This window comes from Pseudomonas sp. RHF3.3-3 (genome assembly GCF_048069595.1).
GTDB lineage: Bacteria > Pseudomonadota > Gammaproteobacteria > Pseudomonadales > Pseudomonadaceae > Aquipseudomonas > Aquipseudomonas fuscovaginae_B.
In genome coordinates this window covers 5324884-5345706 of record NZ_CP182250.1, presented here as the reverse complement: position 1 = coordinate 5345706, position 20823 = coordinate 5324884, and the positions used below count along the sequence as shown (strand labels likewise).

The window sequence follows — 20823 nt, the reverse complement described above, 5'->3', positions numbered from 1 at the left end:
TACGCAATCATGGCCCGGTTAAACGAACTGCTGTCAATGATGCAAGGAAAGTTGATCACACGCGGGTGGGATGCGATTTTTTCCTGTAACCGCGTGCGGCTTAACCATTTGCTGGAACAGCAATATATCACCCGTTACGAACAGTTCTGTTTCCTGCCGTATATCAGTGGTCAAACCCGCACGGGTGAACAGAACGACGAAGTTATCCAGGTGCAGTCCCTGCGGTTGGGGCCGCCCCGCCTGTCGTTCGAAAGCGCCACATCCAGGGATTCCACGGCCACGGTCACCATGGCCATCACCTCGGGCGAGATTCATACCTGGCATCGCGAGGCGGGTGCAGCGCTGCAATTGCGTTCCCGGTTCGATGTCACGCAGCAGCAGGGCTTCAGCGTGACCATGAGGGTCGACCTCAAGGTGGTGGTGGCCGAGGTCGACCACCAGGGCCGTATCACCATGGACCTGCGCGGGGCCACGCGATTTTCCTGCGACTTGCTGGGGGCGCCGGAGGCGGAGGCCCTGGGCGCGTTCTTCGAGCAGCGGTTCAATGAACTGGATCCCGGCCAGACGAGTTTCCAGTTGGGGCGCATCAACCTCAAAGGCTATCGCAAGCTGACGCCGGAACGCTTCCGTTTGCGCACCCAGGCGGAGCCGGGGGCGCGAATCAAGGGCGCTCCCAATGAAGGCGATGGTGTGGTGTTGGCGCTGATCGAGGTACGGGGCGGCAAGGGGTTGGGGCAGGAACTGGGCGAGGATTTTCCCATCCTCATTCCCAGCGACTTGGAAAGCGGCCAGCCCAGGTACACCGCCTCGCTGGTGGTGTCGCGGGAGGTGCTGTCCTATGCGGTGGGCGATGACCTGGAGGTGCCGGAAAGCCTGTTGTTCCCCGAGCAGAACTACTTCAAGGTGCTGTCGACCCACACGCCGCACGATTGGCTGGCGGTGGGCCAGATCAGCCCGACCACCGCCAGTGTGGTGGTGCAGCCCGCGTTCGCGGCCATCAAGGCCGGCCAGCAGCAGCGTTTCCAGTTGCTCGACTGGCAGGGCCAGCCGCTCACCGGGGTGACCTGGAGCGCGGTCAGCCTGCGCAGCCACTCCCTGGAGGGGCATGGTCGGATCGATGGCAGCGGTCTCTACACCGCCGTGTCACCGCAAAGGATCGGTTATCACAATCTGGAGGTGGTGGTGACGGCCTCCGTGGGCAACTACCACGCCTCGGCCCTGTTGCGAGTGGATTTCGAGTCCCTGGAAGTGGCTCCGGCGCTGCAGGTGCAGGATGTGGCGCAGCAGGCCGCTATCGACTTGAGCGTGGCGGCCAACGATGGCAAGACCGTCACCTGCAGCCTGCTTGCCCCCTTGCATGGCAGCCTGCAGAAAACTGATCAGGGGGCGCATTGGCGGTTCACCGCTAATGCTGAAGCCAGGGGCAAGTCGCTGTCCCTGCAGCGGGTGCTCTGCGAGACCGGTGCGCCTGTCCAATCGGTTGAGTCGCTGCTGGTCTTGAACAATGCGCAGTCCTTCCTGCACGTCGAGCCGGCCTTCATCCCGCACCTGGCGGGGGGCGCCAATGTGCAATTGCGCAGCGACGAGAGCGTGCTGCCCGATGTGCCCAGGCGCTGGAGGATTCTCAGTGGTGTCGGCAGTATCGACCAGCAGGGCCGCTACACGGCACCGGCGGGCGGCGTCAGTGAGGCCACGGTGCTGGCCTGTGAGGTGGTGCGAAATGGCGTGGTGCTGTTCCGGGACATCGCCCTGCTCGACAGGACGCAGGCGGAGCCGGAGCCGACCTGGAAGGAATTATCCCTGTTCAAGATCGAAATACCCGCCGGAGAGTTTGACGAGAGCCAGGGGCGGATGTTGCGCAACGGTTATCAACAGTTGCGCGTTCGCGTGACCACCAAAACCCAGGGCGTCCTGGTGGAAGGCGAGCTCAAGTATTTCAAACTGAGCCTGGCCGAGCGGGCGAGTATGCGCCTGGCCACCAATGTCGGGCGGAATTTCCTGGAGATTATCCCGCCCGACCAGGAGGGTATCGAGGATGTCCCTTCGGGGCTCGAATGGCAGGTGCGCAAGACGCCCAGCGAATATTTTGCTATCGCCGACCCTCGGAACCCGGCCCAGTCGAAGATCGCGGATGAGCCGCCTGTTACGTCAGGAGAGGACGATTCGTTGACCGAGCAGTACTTCTATCTGCTCAGCGTGGCGGCGAAGAACGAGAGCACCGCCCTCAGTGCCGGATTTCAGCAGGACCATGTCGATACCTGGCATTGGTCCGGAGAATCAGGGGGGGGCGGTGTGGGAACGAAAATCACCGTAGTCGCCGTGGATCCCGGAGTGTTCGAGTACAGCTTTACCCGTGAGAAGCGGCTATGGGGCATAACCACGGGCAGTGTGGAAGACCAGATGAACTATGAACTCAACAGCGGTGATTTCTGGTTATTGACGTGCCGCGGGCAGAAGTTTATCACCCTGGAATTCCCGCCGCACCCGGGGGCAATGAACGAGATCAATCGGTCGATGATTCGTTGGGAAAGCGAACGGCCTACGGAAATCATGTTCAGTTATACCGTGTATTACTTCGAAAGCCCGATGCTACCCGATGAAAATACCGGGAAAACCGGATTTGACGATGCTCTGCGTACGATCCCTGTAATGGACAACCAGCCCTTGAGGCTGAGTATCGAAAAGCCCAGCCCTTATGAGCCAGGAACGTTTGGTGTCGTGTTGGGGCGGGCCGATAATGTTAAGTTTATTATGCCGAAAGATTCTCCGCGCCCGTTACTGGATCAGGATCTGATCGTTGCCCTGCGGGACGAGAACGGTAATTTGCACCAGCGTCGGATATATTTCAACGCCAGTCAAAACGTAGGCACCCGAAATATGCTTGATCAGTCAAAATATGCTTGATCAGTCGAGGTTTGCGATCTGGCGGCGTTGATATCATTTAATGCGAGAGGATTATTGTCATGAATCGGCTCAAGGTGGTTTCACTGGGGCTACTGTTCTGCTCGATCAACCCGGTCGCCAGTTATGTTCTGGCGGCGAATGAGGTGGAGGGCTCGATAAGCATGGCCCAATACGCGGATGGCGGTGGCACTACTTGCGTTGTTGAATTAAAAACCATGCAGATCGATCTGGGGTATTACAAGGAGTGCAAGAGAGATAAGCTGAACTTCTTTAAACTGAATGGTGTTCCCTCGGGAACGACTATTGAGTTTAATTCGAATGCTCAATGCAGTCCCAAGGGTAATTGGCATTATACTGTGCGTACTTATATTGAGCCGACCGATACCATATATATATCTATTCCTGACAAGCTTTCTACGCATAAGCCTAAAGACATTGTTTACAAAGGGGTGCTGTTGGAGTCTTATCATTATAATGGTGGGTATATAAATGGTCAGTTGGCTTGCATGCATATCAAAAAAGGCGATTTGGTGCCAAAACCATAAGTTACGGAGCACAAGGTCATGAGCGATGCCACTTCAGTTCATTCCAATGCCTTTAACTTCATGAGTTACTGGCAGGGCGGGGTTGATCCACGAACCAACCAATACACCCTGTCCATTGACTTCCCGGAGTTCAAGACCAACTACCTCAATGGTCCGCTGGTGCCCCTGGCACTGAGCTTCAACCCGATGAATCTGCTCGACAGCGGTTACGGGTTGGGCTGGAACCTGCAGTTGTCGCAGTTCACCCCCCATGACCAGATGCTGTCGTTGAGCACCGGCGAGCGCTTCAAGGTCACCGGGCAGGATGGCAACGAACAGATCATGAAGGAGCGCAAGCTGACGACCTTTCGTTTCTATACCCATGACGGGGCGGACTACGACTATCGCCTGGTGCACAAGTCCGGCCTGATCGAGCGGCTCAAGGTGCATGGCAGCGGCAATGATCGGATTGCCCTGCCGGTGGAGATCCTGTCGCCCGAAGGCCATAAGGTCACGCTCGGTTACCGGAGTTTCGAGCAGCGCCACTGGATGCTCGAGTGGATCGACGATATCCAGGGGCGCCTGGTGCAGGTGCGCCGCGATACCGGCAGCCTGACCCTGGACCTGCATCCCGGCAAGGGCCCCGGCAATGGTGCGCTGGCCAGCTATGTGGTGACTCTGGATACCAGCGCCAGCAAGTTGGCCAGGGTCATTACCTTGCCGGCTGATGCCGGAAGCAATATCAGCTGGCGCCTGGATTATCAAAAGATCGGCGATTATTTCTGCCTGTCGCAGATCCAGACGCCCATGGGAGGGCGCGAAGTCGTGGACTACGATGCCGTCGGCCATGAGTTCCCCTCCGGCAGCGGCCGCCGGCCCGTGCCCCGCGTATCTCGTCATCGGGTTTTCCCCGGCGGCGGGCAGCCCGATGTCGATACCCGCTACAGCTATGACGACAGCAGCAGCTACCCCGCCTCGAACAATTTCCTCGGACGAAACCTGTCGTTGACCTGGACCGACGACGGCCTGGACAACCTCTACAAGGCCACCGATCGCAGCTATGAGTACGGCAGCACCGAGCACCTGATGTCGGAAAAGGGTGAGAAGCTGCGCAGCATCAAGCGCACCTTCAACCGCTTTCACCTGCTCACCCGGGAAACCACCCGGCGCCATGACAAGGAGCAGGAGGTCGAGACCACCTACCACCTGGACGATGGCCCCTTCGACAGCCAGCCGGCCTATTTCCAGTTGCCCTTCGAGACGATCAACCGTTGGTGGGTGGTCGACACCAATCGCCGGCGCAGCGAGAAGTCGAGCACCACCTACGACAGTTTCGGCAACCCGCTGGTGGAGACCCAGGCCAACGGCATCGTCGAAACCAATACCTACTACCTGGCCGCGGGAGAGGACGGCTGCCCCGCGGACCCCGATGGTTTTGTCCGTAACCTCAAACGCAAGACCACGACCCCGGCGCCGGGCCATGTTGCCGGAGCCCCGACCCTGCGTACCGACTATCGCTACACGGCCCAGCCACCTCTGACCGGCAGCGCCCGTACGGACTGGCTGGCGCTCGAACGGGAAACCCGGGTGCGGCAGGGCACCACCGACAGCGAGTTGCAACGTACCGACTACAGCTACTACAACGCGCCCGACGACCCGGTGAGCCATGGCCGCATCCAGCGCCAGGGCGTCGTCATGAACGGCAAGACCACCTACACCGACTATGTCTACAGCGCGCTGGCCAGCGCCCGCCTGGGTGAGACCGTGCTGCAGACGCTGCAGACCCTGAGCACCGACTTCGATACGGTGAACAAGCTCATCACCCTGGAAAGTTCGTTGCTCAATGGCGAGTCGCTGCTGGAGCGCGATGACAACGATGTGGAGATCCGCCGCACCTACGATGCCCTGAACCGGGTCACCAGCGAGACCGTGGCGCCGGACGACCCTGTCTACAAGGCTACGCGGCGCTACGAATACTCCCTGTCGTCCAACCTGCAGCAGCGCGCCGAGCAACGGCTGTTCGACGTCAAGGGGGTCAAGACGGTGACCACCCTCGATGGGCTGAACCGACCGATCCGCGAGGAGCGCGCCGATGCCGACAGTGCCACGCCGACGACGATGCGCCAGACCTACGAGGCCAGCTACGACGAGTTCGGCAACCTGATCCGGCAGGTGGAGTTCGACTGGTGGGATGTGGACTGGGCAATGTTCAAGAACGTACCGCTGGTCAGCCAGTTCCAGTTCGATGACTGGAACCAGCAGTGCTGCGTGATCCGCCCCGACGGGGTCGAGGAGCACACCGAGACCGACCCCATCGGCGACGGCGTGACCGGGCCCACGGAGCGTAGCTGGCAACAGGACGCTGCCACGCCGGCCAAGCGCAGCGGCGTCACCGTCACCCAGTTCAACCTGTTCGAAAAGCCGGTGCTGGTCGAGCGTATCGATCTGGCGGACAAGCCGATCAGCCGGCAGAAGAACAGCTATGACGGTCTGGGCCGTTCGGTGAAGGAAGAGGTCGGGTTACGCAGCCCGTTGCGGATCACCGAATACAGCTACGACGCCTTCGACCGGCTGGTGCAGAACAGATTGCCACTGGGGGCTGTGGTGGTCCGTGAGTATGCCGAACACAGCGCCGAGGACTGGCCCACCCTGATCAGCGTCGACAAGAAGACCCTGGGCACGCAAGCCTTCGATGGCCTGGGACGGATGACCGAGTCGGTCACTGGTGGCCGCCTGCAGACGCTCAAATATGAACCGCAGCAGAACCAGCCCAAGCTGGTGACCACGCCCGGTGGGCAGGATATCGGTTACGAGTACCGCCCCTCCCTCTGTGAGGAACCGCGGCAGCGCCGCCTGCCCGGAGTCACCAGCGACTACGAGTACGACCCGCAGAACGCCCGCCTGTTGAGCTGCAGCGAAACGGGCCAGACCCTGAGCCGCACCTACTTCAGCCACGGCGAACTGAAAAGCGAGACCCGCCAGGACGAGGGCGGGCCCGAGCGGGTGATGCACTACCTCTACAGCCTGCGCGGGCGCCTGCTGGAATACACCGATGTGCTGGGCCAGACCCAGGAATACCGTTACGACCTGCAAGGCCGTCTGGAACAGACCTCCCTGGGCAGCACCCTGTCGCGCTTCCATTACGATGAGCTGGGCAATGTCCGCCTGATCGAAACCGAGGATGAGAGTGCCCCCGGTCAGAAGCGGCGGGTGAGCATCGCCCTGGAATACGACGAGTTCAACCGCGAGATCGAGCGACATTTCGACCTCGATGGGATCCGGCAGACGCTGACCCAGCGCTACGACGATGTCGATGCCCTGCTGACTCGCACCCTGGCCGAAGGCAGCGAGACCCTGCGCGCCGAGCGCTACACCTATGACCTGCGCCGCCGGCTGGAGACTTATACCTGCACGGGCAGCCAGCCGCCTGAGGACCCTTATGGCAATGCCATTGCCAGCCAGACCTTCATCCTCGATGGGCTGGACAATATCACCTGGGTGATCACCGAGACGGCCGATGGCAAGAGCAATGTGGCCGAGTACCTGTTCAACAATCCCCAGGACCCGGTCCAGTTGACCGAGGTGATCAACGCTGGCGATGCCGGCTACCCGCCATCGATTCAACTGACCTACGACCCCAATGGCAACCTCACCACCGACGAAGCCGGGCGAATCCTGGAATACGATGCGCTCAATCGCCTGCTCAGCGTCAGCGCTTCAGACGGTGGCACGCCGCGGCGTTACAACTATGACCCGCTGGATAGCCTCTCGCACCAGCAGGAGGGGGGCGAGAGTCAGCAGCGCTTTTATCGTGATGGGGAACTGGCCAATACCCTGGGGCCGGAGCAGAACCGGACCTTTATGCGCGGCGGCGACAGCCTGCTGGCCGAGCGCCAGGGTAACGGCACCCTATTGCTGGCCGGCGATGCGGCCAACAGCGTGCTCAGCGAAGTCGACCCGCAGGGAGAGCGCCGGGATATGGCCTATAGCGCTTATGGTGAGCGCAGCGGTGGGCGAGCGGAGGGGTGTACGCTGGGGTTCAATGGGGAACTGCGGGAAGAGCAGAATGGGTGCTATCTGCTGGGAAACGGCTACCGGGCGTATAGCCCGGGGTTGATGCGGTTCTATAGCCCGGATAATGAGAGTCCGTTTGATGACGGGGGGGTGAATGCGTATGCGTATTGTGAGGGGGATCCAGAAAATACTATTGATCCGACAGGGCACTTTAATACTTTGAGGTTTTTAAGTACTCCTATACGGCACTTCTCTCGGCTGTTGGGGGCATATAAGGAAAAGGTTGCAGCAGCAGGGAAAGTGTACCCTCGTTCTTCTTCTATCCTTCCCGCTACTCCTCCGTCTCCAGCTTCTAGCGTCAAATCTATAAATGTGGCTAAGCGTACACCTTTGGAAACTCATCGTGAATTCTATAAGGTATCGTCGAGGGATGCAAACGGGAGGATATTTAATCCATTGCCTAAAGATAATCCAATGCAGGGGCTCCCGTCGCCGTCAGTGTCTGGTGAGCGAGCTGCAACCAGTTTGTCTCGCAGTACCAGTGAGATTTCATCATATAGTAGTTATGAGAGTGTTATGAATTCGGCAGGAAACCGCATGTCTTCGCCGATAAAAGGATCCACGAGTGTGAATCTTGAAAAGCCTAAAGCCAATGTTGTTAGGGATGGGACTTGGGATAATCTTTATGATCGAATGATGCGGCAGCAGTTGACTGGAAAGGCACCTAGGAAGACAAAATTTACTCCATCGTTGCCTGCTAAGGATAATTTGCCTAAAGATCCGAATCGGCTTGCTCATAGGTTTGGCGGGGGAGGGTAAAAGTACTGTGTTCAATATTTTCATGCCGGGTGTTGCTCGGCATGGAAATATTGAATGTTTTTATATTTAATATGAGTGGTTGATCTCTATATACAATATCTAAAACTTTCCCCGCTGTTGCAGCCTTGCGCTGCCTGAGGCTTGGGGCCTATAGTCCATTGGTCGCTCATATTGGCGACACGGGTTTGGCGACTCGTTAAATAGACGAGCGATGTTTTCATTTAAAAACGAGGCCTTACCCATGACCAAATACGTCCCCCTCACCGCCATCGATTGCCTGATCCCCAGCCTGCTGATCGACGCCGACAGCCCGACCGATGTCCTCCACGCCAACGCTGCCGCGCGCTTTCGAACGGCAACGCAGATGCTCGAATCCCTGGCCCGCATCGAGTTGCACAATGCCAATGATATCGACTTCCAGCACCTGCTCCAGCTTCCGGCCATGGTGCTGCGCGATGGCTGCGACCTGATGGATGTACTGGGCGGGCGCCTACCGGCCTGAATCGCCCTCGCGCCCCTGAGCACCTGCCAGGGGCGCGGCGCAAACCTGATACTTCTGCCAGTACCCAGCGCCGCTGGCCTGGCGGCCCCTGCTCCAGGGATATCGAACCCTCTGGAGCCCGCGCCATGGCAATCTCTCGAACCTTGCTGAGCCAGTACCGTTACGATTCGCTCGACCGACGGGTGGCATACAGGCCGGTCCAGGCAGAACGTGTTACTGGTGGATGCCGTAGGTGGACCATTGAGGTTTTTCAGGCTGGCTGAAACGGCTCGAATGGATCGGGATTTTGTATATCCCATTGACATATCCCTTTGCCGATCTACACTGGGATATACATTAGGCATATCCCTTCAGGTGCGTTATGGAGCAAGGTTCTGTTTTTCAAAGCAACCGCAGTCAGGCGGTACGTTTGCCAAAGGCTGCTGCGCTGCCCGATGACGTAAAGCGTGTTGATGTAATCTCTATCGGCAGATCGCGGATCATCACGCCGGCGGGTGAGTCCTGGGATAGCTGGTTTGACGGCGACGGCGTAACCGCTGATTTCATGACGGATCGTGAGCAGCCGGCCGATCAGGAGCGCGAGTCTTTCTGATGCTCAAGTTCATGCTCGATACCAATATCTGCATCTTTACCGTGAAGAACAAACCTCAGCACGTGCGCGAGTTGTTCAATGCGCACCACGGGCAAATGTGCATCAGTGCCGTCACCCTGATGGAGCTGATATACGGCGCGGAAAAGTCCTCGAATCCAGGGCGGAATCTGGCGGATATCGAGGGCTTTGCAGCGCGCCTGGAGGTACTGAAGTACGATCAGGACGCAGCCGCTCACACGGGGCAACTTCGTGCGGAACTGGCGAGAGCGGGTACACCCATTGGTCCTTATGACCAGATGATTGCCGGCCATGCCCGCTCGCAGGGGCTGATTCTGGTCACGAACAATCTGCGCGAATTTGATCGGGTGCCGGGCCTGCGGGTGGAAGACTGGGTCTAGAAAGGCTCGGGCGATTGTTTGATTGGATATCAGGGCGATGCCACCGGGCGAAAGCCTGATACTTCTGCCAGTAGCCAGCGCCGCTGGCCAGGCGGACACTGTCTCCAGGGATTTCGAACCCCTTGGAGCCCGCGCCATGGCAACCCCTCGCACCTTGCTGAGCCAGTACCGCTACGACCCGCTCGACCGGTTGGTGGCTTGCCGTCCGGTCAACCTTGACCCGCAACAGCGTTTCTATTGCAAAAGCCGCCTGGCCACCGAGATTCAGGGGGCGATCGTCCATTCGTTCTTCCAGTCGGATAACGGACTGTTGGCCCAGCAGCGACGACAAGGGGCAGGCCGCGAGACCGTTCTGCTGGCGACGGACCAGCAAGGTTCGGTGCTGCAGGCCTTGGATGGGAGGCAACGTCAAGCTATTGCATACAACCCCTATGGCCATCGGGCACCCGGCAACGGTCTATTGAGCTTGCGGGGCTTTAATGGCGAACGGCCGGACCCGGTGACCGGGCATTATTTATTGGGTAATGGCTATCGGGCCTTCAATCCGGTGTTGATGCGGTTCAACAGTCCGGACAGCTTGAGTCCGTTTGGAGCTGGAAAGTACAATGGGTATGCTTACTGTGAAGCGGATCCGGTGGGCAACATCGATCCTACAGGGCATTTTGCCAATCCCTATGCGCTTATAAGCTTAGTGTCAGGGTTAGCGGCGACGGGTTCAGCTATTGCTGCCGGCCTTACAAAAGACGAGACTCAGGTTGCTTTGAGTGTAGCTGGTGCGTTAATGGGGATAGTCTCAATTTCGTCTGGGCTCTTAGGTATTTATGCTAGAGCGAGCAGAGTTCAAAGAGATTGGCGGGCGCGTAACAATCGAGAGGCTGCTATACGGCGCGATCAAACTAGTCGGGCTGAAAGGGATTTAGAATGGGGTGGGATTCTTAATCTTCCCCCAGATTCTCAGGCTACTGCTCGTCCTTATTCTGGGGCTCCTCCCTCTTATTCTGAGGCTACTACTCTTTCCTCTGATGCTCCTCCCTCTTATTCTCAGGTTGCTGCGAAATATTCAATGTCATCAGAGGTAACCAGAAAGTTTGTACACCCTGTTACTGAGGTGACTGAAAAAACTGTGTCGATTTCAAATCAAAAAAAATATGATGAATTGACCCGTAGGCTGGAGAAGGCTCGTAGCAGGCAATGGGTGAAAGATGAAGATAAGATACGTAATGAAAGAAATAAGCTTGTGACGGTGACGAAGTTGGTGAGAACTGTGAGAAATTGGTGAGATTTTTGTTAAGTTGCGTTGTTGCGCGGTTGTAGTAAAGTCAGGCTTCACTTTCACACTAGACGAAACCTTGTGTGGAAGTGAAGCCTGCTCTGCTTAAGGCGAGAGCAGGGAGTGGCGGTATCCATAATTCCTAAAACTCCCTCATGTTGTCCTTTGCCTTATCTGAAACCTTGCTCCTATGGTTCATAGGCCGCTCATATTAGCGATACGAGTTTGGTGGCTCCTGCAAGGGGACCGTGTTCGGGGCGGGCGTCTGTACTCCCGCCAGGGCCTGGGCAGAAACCTGATACTTCTGTCAGTACCCAGCGCCGTCGGGTAGATGGACACTGTTCTCCAGAGATATCGAACTCTCTGGAGCCCGTTCCATGCCAACCTCTCGCACCTTGCTCAGTCAGTACCGCTACGACCCGCTCGACCGGCTGTTGGCGTGCAACACAGCCAACCTTGGGCCACAACAGCGCTTCTACTGCAAAAGCCGCCTGGCCAGTGAGATTCAGGGGGCGATTGCGTATTCGTTTTTCCGGACGGATGACTGGCTGCTGGCTCAACGGCGGCGCAAAGGGGAACACCAGGACACCGGCCTGCTGGCGACGGATCAACCCGGTTCGGTGCTGAAGTTCCTGGGTGAGGCGCAAGCCGAGGCCATGGTGTACAGCCCTTATGGCCAGCGCACGCCTGGCGGTGGCCTGTCGAGCCTGCTGGGCTTCAACGGCGAGCGGGCCGAGCCGGTGACCGGGCATTATCTGCTGGGCGATGGCTATCGGGCGTTCAATCCGGTGTTGATGCGCTTCAATAGCCCGGACAGCCAGAGTCCGTTCGATAAGGGGGGGATCAATGCCTATGCGTATTGTGGTTTGAACCCTGTGGGCAACATTGACCCAACAGGGCATTTTTATTGGAGGCTTGCTGCTTTTGCAGTGGGTGGGGTTCTGACTGTCGGTTCGGTTATTGGTGGCCTCGCTCTGGGGGACAAGGCTGGTCAGGCGTTGGCTATAGCCGGTTCGATAACGGGGTTAGCCGTGATGGGATTGGGATCTATATTTCTTAACCCGGGTGGAGCGAGGACTGTGCCCGGCGCGAGCATGACTCGAAGAGCCGGGAGTATTGTGCAGGGGGGAGGGACTCAACCTCTGCTCTCCTCTGCAGATTTGCCACCTGAGTATATTCAGACAACAAAGCTAGCTTCTATACAGCGGTCAGATAAGTTGGCACGGAAGTTCGGGATGGTGCTGAGCTCAACGCCTCCCGAACCGCCTCCGCCAACTTATGAACAGGCAATGCAACTAAGGCGGGGAAAATAGATGGGTTGTCGTTCGGCGATGGTTCTGAACAGAGCCCCGATTCACCGAGGTGTCGGACCGCCGCGAATAGGCCAGTGAGGCTGATAGGAGCTTCGCAGGCAAGCCCCGCTTCTACAGGGCGTGGCGGCTTCGAGGGAGTGCCTGCGCAGGCCGGATGCCCTGGCGCAGAAACCTGATACTTCTGCCAGTATCCATCGCCGCCCCTCAGGTGGACACTGTCTCCAGGGATATCAAGGCCTCTGGAGCCCGCGCCATGCCAACCTCTCGCACCTTGCTCAGTCAGTACCGCTACGACCCGCTCGACCGGCTGTTGGCGTGCAACACAGCCAACCTTGGGCCACAACAGCGCTTCTACTGCAAAAGCCGTCTGGCCAGTGAGATTCAGGGGGCGATTGCGTATTCGTTTTTCCGGACGGATGACTGGCTGCTGGCTCAACGGCGGCGCAAAGGGGAGCACCACGACACCGGCCTGCTGGCGACGGATCAACCCGGTTCGGTGCTGCAGTTCCTGGGTGGGGCGCAAGCCGAGGCCATGGTGTACAGCCCTTATGGCCAGCGCACGCCTGGCGGTGGCCTGTCGAGCCTGCTGGGCTTCAACGGCGAGCGGGCCGAGCCGGTGACCGGGCATTATCTGCTGGGCGATGGCTATCGGGCGTTCAATCCGGTGTTGATGCGGTTCAACAGCCCGGACAGTTTGAGCCCGTTCGACAAGGGCCGGATCAATGCCTATGCGTATTGTGGTGGAGATTCGATCAACAGGGTGGACCCGACTGGGCATGTGTGGGTGCCGAAGCAAATGAATTCGCTTGGGACAGTAGCATCGTCCTCCCTGACACAGACCGGCCGCGTGTCCGGGGCTGCTGCGGGTTCCAGTGGTCGTGCTGTAGTTGCATCTCGAACTGCTTGGTCAGGTTCATCTGCAGGTACCTCTCGAGCTGTGCCTGACCTGGCCAGTGCTGCTGAAGGGATAACCACGGCTTATCCGTGGCAGCGTCGACCAACCTTGGGGGCTATATCGGAAGACTTTTACAGCGGGAGGCAAGTGCTGTCGTTGGAGTCTCGACAACCTGCTCCGGTGGCACGGCAAAAAATCGGAGGGTTCAAGCCGGCGCAAGAACAACAACCCGCGACTGAGGTGCCGCGAATTCGGGAGGATGCTGATTCACCCGCTGCGGGAAGTGATTCGTCTGTAACTACTGCGGCCTCGCCAGTGGCTGATAGACAAGCTTCAAAAAAAAGAAGACGGATTATGCGTGAGATTCTTTTGCTTAGAGCGTCTGGGCTGTCGGGTTCGCCTGAACATAAATATTGGGTGCAGCAATTGAATTAGGTTGAGTAGTCTGTAAGGAGTAAGGGCTGTGGTCGATTATTCCGGCTGCCATTTTTTTGCTTTGTCTCGCCTGAAGTCCTGTGCCTACAGTCCATGGTTTGCCTGCAGTAGCGACCCGAGTATCGGGCGGGCGCCTGCGTGGTGCAAAAACCTGATAGTTCTAACAAGTAGCCAGCACCCCTGGTCAGGCGGACACTGTCCCTAGGGATTGCACCTCTTTGGAGTCCGCACGATGGCAACCGTCCTTATCCTGAGCCAGTACCGGTACGATCCGCTTGATCGGCTGGTGGCTTGCGCCCCGACCAACCTGGCACCGCATCAGCGTTTCTATTGCAAAAGCCGCCTGGCCACCGAGATCCAGGGCGCGGTGGCCCATACGTTCTTCCTGTCGGATAACGTCCCGTTGGCCCAGCAACGGCGACAGGGTGCGGGCCGCGAGACCAACCTGCTGGCAACGGACCAGCAAGGCTCGGTGCTACAGGCCCTGGATAGAGCCCAACACCAGGCCATGGTGTACAGCCCCTATGGCCACCGTGCGCCTGCCAATGGTCTGTCGAGCCTGCTGGGCTTCAACGGCGAGCGGGCCGAGCCGGTGACCGGGCATTATCTGTTGGGCAATGGCTATCGGGCGTTCAATCCGGTGTTGATGCGCTTCAATAGCCCGGACAGTCTGAGTCCGTTTGATAAGGGTGGGATGAATGCGTATGCCTACTGTGTGGGGGAACCCGTTAACAACGTTGACCCGACAGGGCATATCAAATTCCGTAAAATGTTTGAGATTTTCGGGCAGTATCCCAAAAAAAGAATAAACTACTCCATTCAGGGTGTTGAGGTTAAACTTTACAAGGAATATGCCCCAGATTTTTTCAATGATCCTACACCCGTTTACAAAGGGATTGACGAGACTTTGTATGATCGCGCCAGTGAGGGTGTTTCAAAAATGCTGTCTCGGGATAGGGAGTTGGTTTTCAGGAATACTGAAGTTGTAAAGGCTGAGAGGGCGCTCGCTGAAAGAATTAGTTCTGAGGGTAATACTATTGGCCGTATTAATGGTTATCCTCAATGGGTCCTGTCGATAGAAAATCAGAGGCTTGAATATAAGAAGGAATATAATTTGTTCCGGGCTGAGTTGAAAAAGCACCTGTTTGAGCCTGTCCCCAGGTTTGAATCTCCAAAAGAACAGGTTGGCAAAATACGCAGCGGCGAGACAAAATGGGAGACATTTGAGGATTCGCCCAACAGAGGGTAAAGGTTTCGAGAGTTTTCTGATCGAGGTCTCAACTGTCGTACAGGTTGCCACTTCTCGATGGTACGCGCCTGGGGGATGCCTGCCGGCGGGAACCTGATAGTTCTGCCAGTAGTCAGCATCGCTGGTTGGGCGGACACTGCCTGAAGGGATAGCAACCCCTTTGGAGCCAGGCCATGGCAATCTTGCGCACCTTGCTGAGCCAGTACCGTTACGACCCGCTCGACCGGTTGGTGGCCTGCAGTCCGGTCAACCTTGACCCGCAACAGCGTTTCTATTGCAAAAGCCGCCTGGCCACTGAGATACAGGGGGCGATTACCCATTCGTTCTTCCAATCGGATGATTGGCGGATGGCCCAGCAGCGGCGACAAGGGGCAGACCGCGAGGCCACTCTGCTGGCAACGGATCAACAAGGTTCGGTGTTACAGGCTGTGGACGGCGTGCAGCGTCAGGCCATGGCGTACAGCCCCTATGGCCATCGGACACCCGGCAGCGGCTTGTTGAGCTTGTTGGGCTTCAGTGGCGAACAGCCGGACCCGGTGACTGGGCATTATCTGTTGGGCAATGGCTATCGGGCGTTCAATCCGGTGTTGATGCGGTTCAATAGTCCGGACAGTTTGAGTCCGTTTGGCAAGGGCGGTATCAATGCCTATAGGTATTGTGAAGGAGATCCGGTTAACCAGCTAGATCCTACGGGGCATATTCCTGGAATGATGAGTTTATTTAAGGGACTGGGAAATCTTACCGCGCAGAGGCCCAGAGGGGGCGCTCAGCGTGGAGTTTATGTCACTGTTCATGGTGTCGATATTAATCCTCCTACTAAGCCGGGCTATTTTTTTGATATTGTCAGTAATCCGACAGATAAATTTCCAGCGAATGATTTGGAAAGGCTTTTTCAGTCCTTGGAGGCGCAGCGTATATTTCCTGGTCGTGAAAATCTAAGTGGTCTAAGAAATATGAATGCTGACCTTGTGGGGCGTAGCAATGCCATTATGAAGCGGGAAAAGTTTCTAGTTGAGACTTATAATGCTGATCGCATGATATCGTATAGTAGAATAAATAAGGCTGCTCGTGTGCATGTTGTCCCTCTTAGAAAGGAGTATCAGGAGCTTCGGGCTTCTTTTTATAGAAAGTTTAAGGAGCTTGATAGTTTAATTGGGGGTTGGCGCCTGCCTGACAGCGGTCGGCCGCCTCTTCATCCTAGAGTGAGGAATGATCCCCGCTGGTTTATCCGCACTTTGGAGGATGTGATATTTGATATGCGCGTAGATTGAATCGTAAGCCCGTGCTTGACGCTGTACTTATAGGAGGAGCCGGTCGGCGCTCGATTGCTCACAATACTGGTCTAGGTACCGCGAAGTATCAGATATCCCGCGTTATCGTTAACGTCCATCGCGAGCAATCGAGCGTCGACCGGCTGCTCCTACAAGGGCGTGATGGTTTCGAGAGAGCGTCAGCCCAACCCCGCCCGCCGCATATAGTCCACCAGCTCGCTATCATGCCGCAGCCCCAGCTTTTCCATGGCGCTGCGCTTCTGCCGGCTGATGGTCTTTTCGCTGCGATTGAGCCGTTCGGCGATCTGTCGGCCGTTGCAGGACTGGCCGAACAGGCGCAGCACTTCCAGCTCCCGTTGCGACAGCGGGGCATCGAGCAGGTCGCTGGTGCCGTGCATTTTCAGCATCAGCGCGAAGCTGGGGCTGAGGTAGCGGCGGTCGGCCCCGACCTGGGCCACGGCGTTGCTCAATTCGTGCAGTGGTCGATTCTTGTCGAACAGCCCGGTCACCCCCTGGTCGAGCAGCTCGCGCAGCAGCGCCGGGCTGCTGAGCATGGTCATCACCAGCACCTTGAGCGTTGGATAATGCCGGCGGATATAGCCGATCAGGGTAATGCCATCGGGGAAGCGGCCATTGGGCATGGACAGGTCGGTCAGCAGCAGGTCGCAAGGGTGCCGTTGCAAATGGGTGACCAGGGCATCGGTGCTCAGGGCTTCGTGCAAGGTCAGGTCGGCATCGCGGTTGGCGACGGTAATGGCCATTCGCGCACCTTGCAGCACGACGGGATGATCGTCGGCCAGGAGGATATGTCGGGTCATGGAACGGGATCTTGGGCTTGGAAGGTGGCTGGGGCGAAGAAGCTGGCGTTGCGGATCCTGAGGGTCACAACCGCCGAGTGCAGGTCTCGTGTGACGATCAGGTCAAGGGCGCGGATTCATGCAGGGCATGGAATCACGGCTTTACCAGGCCCATCTGAGCGGCCTGGCGCAAGGCGACCCAGCGCGATGACACGTTGAATTTCACACGGATATTGGCGAAGTGGTAATTCACCGCCGACTCCGTGCAGTCGAGGATCCGGGCGATTTCCCAGGAGGACTTGCCCAACATCGCCCAGCGCATGACCTCCAGCTCCTTGCGGGTGAGTCGGATGTGGGGCGCGCCATCGCCGCTGGGTTGTACGACTGGGGGAAGGGAGGGGGTGGGTTTGGGTTGTAACGCACGCATATCGGAAACTCCCGCAAAAAACAGTTGAGGAACTTCAATCGGTTTTCGGGCTGGGCGGCTCGGGATCCCTGACGGAAACGGCCCTGAGGCCAGCGGTGACTTCCCTAGGTTGCCCATGAGGTTATAAACAAAAAAACGCCGTTTGGGACCTGTCAGAATTGACAGGTGGCGACCGATGGAAACTGTACTTGGATGAGTGGTCCGTTTCTGTAAGCTGATTCTTTATGTGCTGTGGGCTGGAGGATCAGGCGGGCCGGTAGCCAGAAAAGACGGGGAAGGTCTTTGTTTACAGTCAGTTAATGGAGCGTTTTTTACCGGTGGTTTTTCGGGGGGAGAGGGCAGGGGCGGGGGCGGAGCACGCTGGTTTTTCGGGTGCCGCTGGTCGTTTTCTTACCGAGTGTTTCCTGCTTTCGAAAAGGCAACAAAAAGGCCCCCGAAGGAGCCTTGATGCCATTCAGCCAGCCATCTCACATGTTCGGATAGGTCGGGCCACCAGCCCCTTCCGGCGCCACCCAGGTGATATTCTGCGATGGATCCTTGATGTCGCAGGTCTTGCAGTGCACGCAGTTCTGGGCGTTGATCTGGAAGCGCTTCTCGCCGTCTTCCTGGGTGATCACTTCATACACGCCCGCTGGGCAGTAGCGCTGCGCCGGCTCGTCGTACAGCGGCAGGTTCCTGGTCAGCGGAATGCTCGCATCCTTGAGCTTGAGGTGGCACGGCTGTTCTTCTTCATGGTTGGTGCTGGAGAGGAATACCGAGCTGAGCTTGTCGAAGCTGAGCTTGCCGTCCGGCTTGGGGTAGTCGATTTTCACCGAGTCCTTGGCCAGCTTCAGGCAGGCGTAGTCCGGCTTGTTGTCGTGCAGGGTGAAGGGCAGCTTGCCGCCGAACAGGTTCTGCTCGACCCAGTTGAAACCGCCACCGATGATCGGGCCGTACTTGTGGATGGCCGCGCCGAAGTTGCGGCTGGCGAACAGTTCCTCGTACAGCCAGCTGGCCTTGAACGAGATGACGTAGTTGTCCAGCTGGTCACCGCCCTCGGCGCCGGCCAGCAGCTTCTCGGCCACCGCTTCGGCGGCGAGCATGCCGGATTTCATCGCGGTGTGGCTGCCCTTGATCTTGGCGAAGTTCAGGGTGCCGAGGTCGCAGCCGATCAGTGCGCCGCCGTTGAAGACCATCTTGGGCAGCGAGTTCAGGCCGCCCTTGCAGATGGCGCGGGCGCCGTAGCTGATGCGCTTGCCGCCTTCCAGGTACTGCTTGAGCACCGGGTGGTGCTTGAGGCGCTGGAACTCGTCGAACGGCGACAGGTAGGCGTTGCTGTAGGACAGGTCGACGATCAGGCCGACCACCACCTGGTTGTTTTCCAGGTGATAGAGGAAGGAACCACCGGTGTTCTCGGTGCCCATGATGTCCAGCGGCCAGCCGGCGGTGTGGACCACCAGGCCCGGCTGGTGCCTGGCCGGGTCGATTTCCCAGATTTCCTTGAGGCCGATGCCGTAGTGCTGGGCGTCGGCTTCGCTGTCGAGCTTGAAGCGTGCGATCAGTTGCTTGCCGATGTGGCCGCGGCAACCTTCGGCGAACAGCGTGTATTTGCCACGCAGTTCCATGCCGGGGGTGTACAGGCCGTCTTTCGGGTTGCCTTCACGGTCGACGCCGAGGTCGCCGGTGATGATGCCGCGTACCACGCCATTTTCGTCGAACAGCGCTTCCTGGGCGGCGAAGCCCGGGTAGATCTCCACGCCCAGGTTCTCGGCCTGCTGGGCCAGCCAGCGGCACAGGTTGCCCAGGGAGATGATGTAGTTGCCTTCGTTGTGCATGGTCTTGGGCACGAAGAAGTCGGGAACCTTGGTCGCGGTCTCGCCGTTGCGCAGGACATAGATGTCGTCGCGCTTGACCGGGGTATTGAGCGGCGCACCGAGTTCCTTCCAGTCCGGGAACAGTTCGTTCAGGGCCCGTGGTTCGAACACCGCGCCGGAAAGGATGTGGGCACCGACCTCGGAGCCTTTTTCCACGACGCAGACGCTGATTTCCTGACCCGCTTCGGCGGCTTTCTGTTTCAGCCGGCAGGCGGCGGACAGGCCTGCGGGGCCGGCACCGACGATGACCACGTCGAATTCCATGTATTCGCGTTCCACAGACTCTCTCCTACTCTCAAGGCTCAACAGTTTTCTTCTGATTGGAGGTTTGGTGTCCCGCTCCAGGAGGGGGGAGACATCTTTCTCTCTAGGTGGCGCATTATATCTACACCACTATCAGCGTCCAATACAAACGTTTGTTTGAATTCGCTGGAGGCCAGATAAATCAAAGTAGCGCGGCTTATGACTGACCATTTTGCCGTATTGACCAGAATAGGCGTTCCGGTCAAGATACGAGCGGTTTTGCGCTTGCCGTAGGCTAAACGGAGGCCGCAAGAGCACGTCTAAAGACAGGACGAAGACAGCGAAAGTGAAGTGGCACGCCGATTCTGGCGCGAAGTTTACACGTCCATCGGTCCCGTGACTGCACGGTCACGTCGGACGGACGGTCATGAACCGGAAGACAGCCAGGCTTTCGTGCAGATGTCGGCGTTTTTGGAGGTGCCCTTGAGCTTCACGCGCGCGCCGCTGAGCATCCAACCGCCAGGTACGCCTGGGCGACTTTCTTTTCACCGGAGAGTGAGGAATCCATGAAGGTTCTTGTAGCTGTCAAACGCGTTGTCGATTACAACGTCAAGGTTCGCGTCAAGGCGGACAATTCCGGCGTCGACCTCGCCAACGTCAAGATGTCGATGAACCCGTTCTGCGAAATCGCCGTGGAAGAAGCGGTACGTCTGAAGGAAAAAGGCGTGGCGACTGAAATCGTCGTCGTCACCATCGGCCCGTCCACCGCCCAGGAGCAACTGCGTACCGCGCTGGCGCTGGGTGCCGACCGCGCCATCCTGGTCGAGTCCGCCGACGAACTGAACTCCCTGGCCGTGGCCAAGCTGCTCAAGGCCGTGGTCGACAAGGAACAGCCACAACTGGTGATCCTCGGCAAGCAGGCGATCGACAGCGACAACAACCAGACTGGCCAGATGCTGGCTGCGCTGAGCGGCTACGCCCAGGGCACCTTCGCCTCGAAAGTCGAAGTGGCGGGCGACAAGGTTGCCGTGACCCGCGAAATCGACGGCGGCCTGCAGACTGTGTCGCTGAGCCTGCCGGCCATCGTCACCACCGACCTGCGCCTGAACGAGCCACGCTATGCGTCGCTGCCGAACATCATGAAAGCCAAGAAGAAGCCGCTCGAGACGCTGACTCCGGATGCTTTGGGCGTTTCCACCGCCTCCACCAACAAGACCCTGAAGGTTGAAGCACCGGCTGCACGCAGCGCGGGCATCAAGGTCAAGTCGGTTGCAGAACTGGTCGAGAAACTGAAAAACGAAGCGAAGGTAATCTGAA

At 58.1% G+C, this 20823-nt stretch carries 15 protein-coding genes; 12 read left to right on the top strand and 3 right to left on the bottom strand.

Going from position 1 to position 20823, the window contains the following annotated elements:
* Positions 1-9 precede the first annotated feature (9 nt).
* From ACMGT0_RS23255 to ACMGT0_RS23205, 11 genes are all read left to right on the top strand, one after another.
* Positions 10-2904: a hypothetical protein gene (locus tag ACMGT0_RS23255; RefSeq protein ID WP_416769972.1), complete on the top strand. Its 2895-nt coding sequence runs from the start codon at positions 10-12 to the stop codon at positions 2902-2904.
* 59 nt (positions 2905-2963) lie between these two features.
* A complete protein-coding gene (locus tag ACMGT0_RS23250; protein WP_416769970.1) occupies positions 2964-3449 on the top strand; it encodes a hypothetical protein in 486 nt (161 codons plus the stop codon).
* A gap of 18 nt (positions 3450-3467) precedes the next feature.
* On the top strand, positions 3468-8261 hold the full coding sequence (locus ACMGT0_RS23245; RefSeq protein WP_416769968.1) for an RHS repeat-associated core domain-containing protein: 4794 nt from the start codon (positions 3468-3470) through the stop codon (positions 8259-8261).
* 241 nt (positions 8262-8502) lie between these two features.
* The gene (locus ACMGT0_RS23240) at positions 8503-8763 is read left to right on the top strand and encodes a hypothetical protein (RefSeq protein WP_054062969.1); all 261 of its coding nucleotides are present in this window, start codon (positions 8503-8505) and stop codon (positions 8761-8763) included.
* A 361-nt stretch (positions 8764-9124) separates the two neighbouring features.
* Positions 9125-9355: a type II toxin-antitoxin system VapB family antitoxin gene (gene vapB, locus ACMGT0_RS23235; RefSeq protein WP_054059261.1), complete on the top strand. Its 231-nt coding sequence runs from the start codon at positions 9125-9127 to the stop codon at positions 9353-9355.
* The gene (gene vapC / locus ACMGT0_RS23230) at positions 9355-9753 is read left to right on the top strand and encodes a type II toxin-antitoxin system tRNA(fMet)-specific endonuclease VapC (RefSeq protein WP_416769966.1); all 399 of its coding nucleotides are present in this window, start codon (positions 9355-9357) and stop codon (positions 9751-9753) included. The genes vapB and vapC overlap by 1 nt, the downstream gene beginning before the upstream one ends.
* A 136-nt stretch (positions 9754-9889) precedes the next feature.
* Positions 9890-11032, top strand: coding sequence for an RHS repeat-associated core domain-containing protein (locus ACMGT0_RS23225; protein ID WP_416769964.1), 1143 nt, complete (start codon positions 9890-9892; stop codon positions 11030-11032).
* A 368-nt stretch (positions 11033-11400) separates the two neighbouring features.
* Positions 11401-12336 (top strand): RHS repeat-associated core domain-containing protein, encoded by a 936-nt coding sequence (locus ACMGT0_RS23220; RefSeq protein WP_416769962.1) that lies wholly within the window; start codon positions 11401-11403, stop codon positions 12334-12336.
* Positions 12337-12589: 253 nt separating this feature from the next.
* On the top strand, positions 12590-13666 hold the full coding sequence (locus ACMGT0_RS23215) for an RHS repeat-associated core domain-containing protein (protein ID WP_416769960.1): 1077 nt from the start codon (positions 12590-12592) through the stop codon (positions 13664-13666).
* A gap of 232 nt (positions 13667-13898) precedes the next feature.
* Complete coding sequence (locus ACMGT0_RS23210) at positions 13899-14915, top strand: RHS repeat-associated core domain-containing protein (protein WP_416769958.1); 1017 nt, start codon at positions 13899-13901, stop codon at positions 14913-14915.
* A gap of 173 nt (positions 14916-15088) precedes the next feature.
* Positions 15089-16186: an RHS repeat-associated core domain-containing protein gene (locus ACMGT0_RS23205; RefSeq protein ID WP_416769956.1), complete on the top strand. Its 1098-nt coding sequence runs from the start codon at positions 15089-15091 to the stop codon at positions 16184-16186.
* 179 nt (positions 16187-16365) lie between these two features.
* Here the strand turns inward: ACMGT0_RS23205 and ACMGT0_RS23200 are convergent, their stop codons facing one another.
* The 3 genes from ACMGT0_RS23200 to ACMGT0_RS23190 form a co-directional block, all read right to left on the bottom strand.
* Positions 16366-17004, bottom strand: coding sequence for a response regulator (locus ACMGT0_RS23200; protein ID WP_054062966.1), 639 nt, complete (start codon positions 17002-17004; stop codon positions 16366-16368).
* A 133-nt stretch (positions 17005-17137) separates the two neighbouring features.
* Positions 17138-17410, bottom strand: a complete 273-nt coding sequence (locus ACMGT0_RS23195) for a helix-turn-helix transcriptional regulator (protein WP_054058599.1) — start codon at positions 17408-17410, stop codon at positions 17138-17140.
* A gap of 467 nt (positions 17411-17877) precedes the next feature.
* A complete protein-coding gene (locus ACMGT0_RS23190; protein ID WP_054062965.1) occupies positions 17878-19542 on the bottom strand; it encodes an electron transfer flavoprotein-ubiquinone oxidoreductase in 1665 nt (554 codons plus the stop codon).
* 530 nt (positions 19543-20072) lie between these two features.
* Here ACMGT0_RS23190 and ACMGT0_RS23185 point away from each other — a divergent pair.
* Positions 20073-20822, top strand: coding sequence for an electron transfer flavoprotein subunit beta/FixA family protein (locus ACMGT0_RS23185; RefSeq protein ID WP_054058597.1), 750 nt, complete (start codon positions 20073-20075; stop codon positions 20820-20822).
* Position 20823 lies beyond the last annotated feature (1 nt).

Excerpts from the sequence above, each read along its gene's own strand:
- ACMGT0_RS23250 (WP_416769970.1), top strand. The coding sequence starts at position 2,964 with ATGAATCGGCTCAAGGTGGTTTCACTGGGGCTACTGTTCTGCTCGATC.
- vapB (WP_054059261.1), top strand. The coding sequence starts at position 9,125 with ATGGAGCAAGGTTCTGTTTTTCAAAGCAACCGCAGTCAGGCGGTACGT.
- ACMGT0_RS23225 (WP_416769964.1), top strand. The coding sequence starts at position 9,890 with ATGGCAACCCCTCGCACCTTGCTGAGCCAGTACCGCTACGACCCGCTC.
- ACMGT0_RS23240 (WP_054062969.1), top strand. The coding sequence starts at position 8,503 with ATGACCAAATACGTCCCCCTCACCGCCATCGATTGCCTGATCCCCAGC.
- ACMGT0_RS23215 (WP_416769960.1), top strand. The coding sequence starts at position 12,590 with ATGCCAACCTCTCGCACCTTGCTCAGTCAGTACCGCTACGACCCGCTC.
- ACMGT0_RS23195 (WP_054058599.1), bottom strand. The coding sequence starts at position 17,410 with ATGCGTGCGTTACAACCCAAACCCACCCCCTCCCTTCCCCCAGTCGTA.
- ACMGT0_RS23220 (WP_416769962.1), top strand. The coding sequence starts at position 11,401 with ATGCCAACCTCTCGCACCTTGCTCAGTCAGTACCGCTACGACCCGCTC.
- ACMGT0_RS23205 (WP_416769956.1), top strand. The coding sequence starts at position 15,089 with ATGGCAATCTTGCGCACCTTGCTGAGCCAGTACCGTTACGACCCGCTC.
- ACMGT0_RS23210 (WP_416769958.1), top strand. The coding sequence starts at position 13,899 with ATGGCAACCGTCCTTATCCTGAGCCAGTACCGGTACGATCCGCTTGAT.
- ACMGT0_RS23255 (WP_416769972.1), top strand. The coding sequence starts at position 10 with ATGGCCCGGTTAAACGAACTGCTGTCAATGATGCAAGGAAAGTTGATC.
- ACMGT0_RS23185 (WP_054058597.1), top strand. The coding sequence starts at position 20,073 with ATGAAGGTTCTTGTAGCTGTCAAACGCGTTGTCGATTACAACGTCAAG.
- ACMGT0_RS23200 (WP_054062966.1), bottom strand. The coding sequence starts at position 17,004 with ATGACCCGACATATCCTCCTGGCCGACGATCATCCCGTCGTGCTGCAA.
- vapC (WP_416769966.1), top strand. The coding sequence starts at position 9,355 with ATGCTCAAGTTCATGCTCGATACCAATATCTGCATCTTTACCGTGAAG.
- ACMGT0_RS23245 (WP_416769968.1), top strand. The coding sequence starts at position 3,468 with ATGAGCGATGCCACTTCAGTTCATTCCAATGCCTTTAACTTCATGAGT.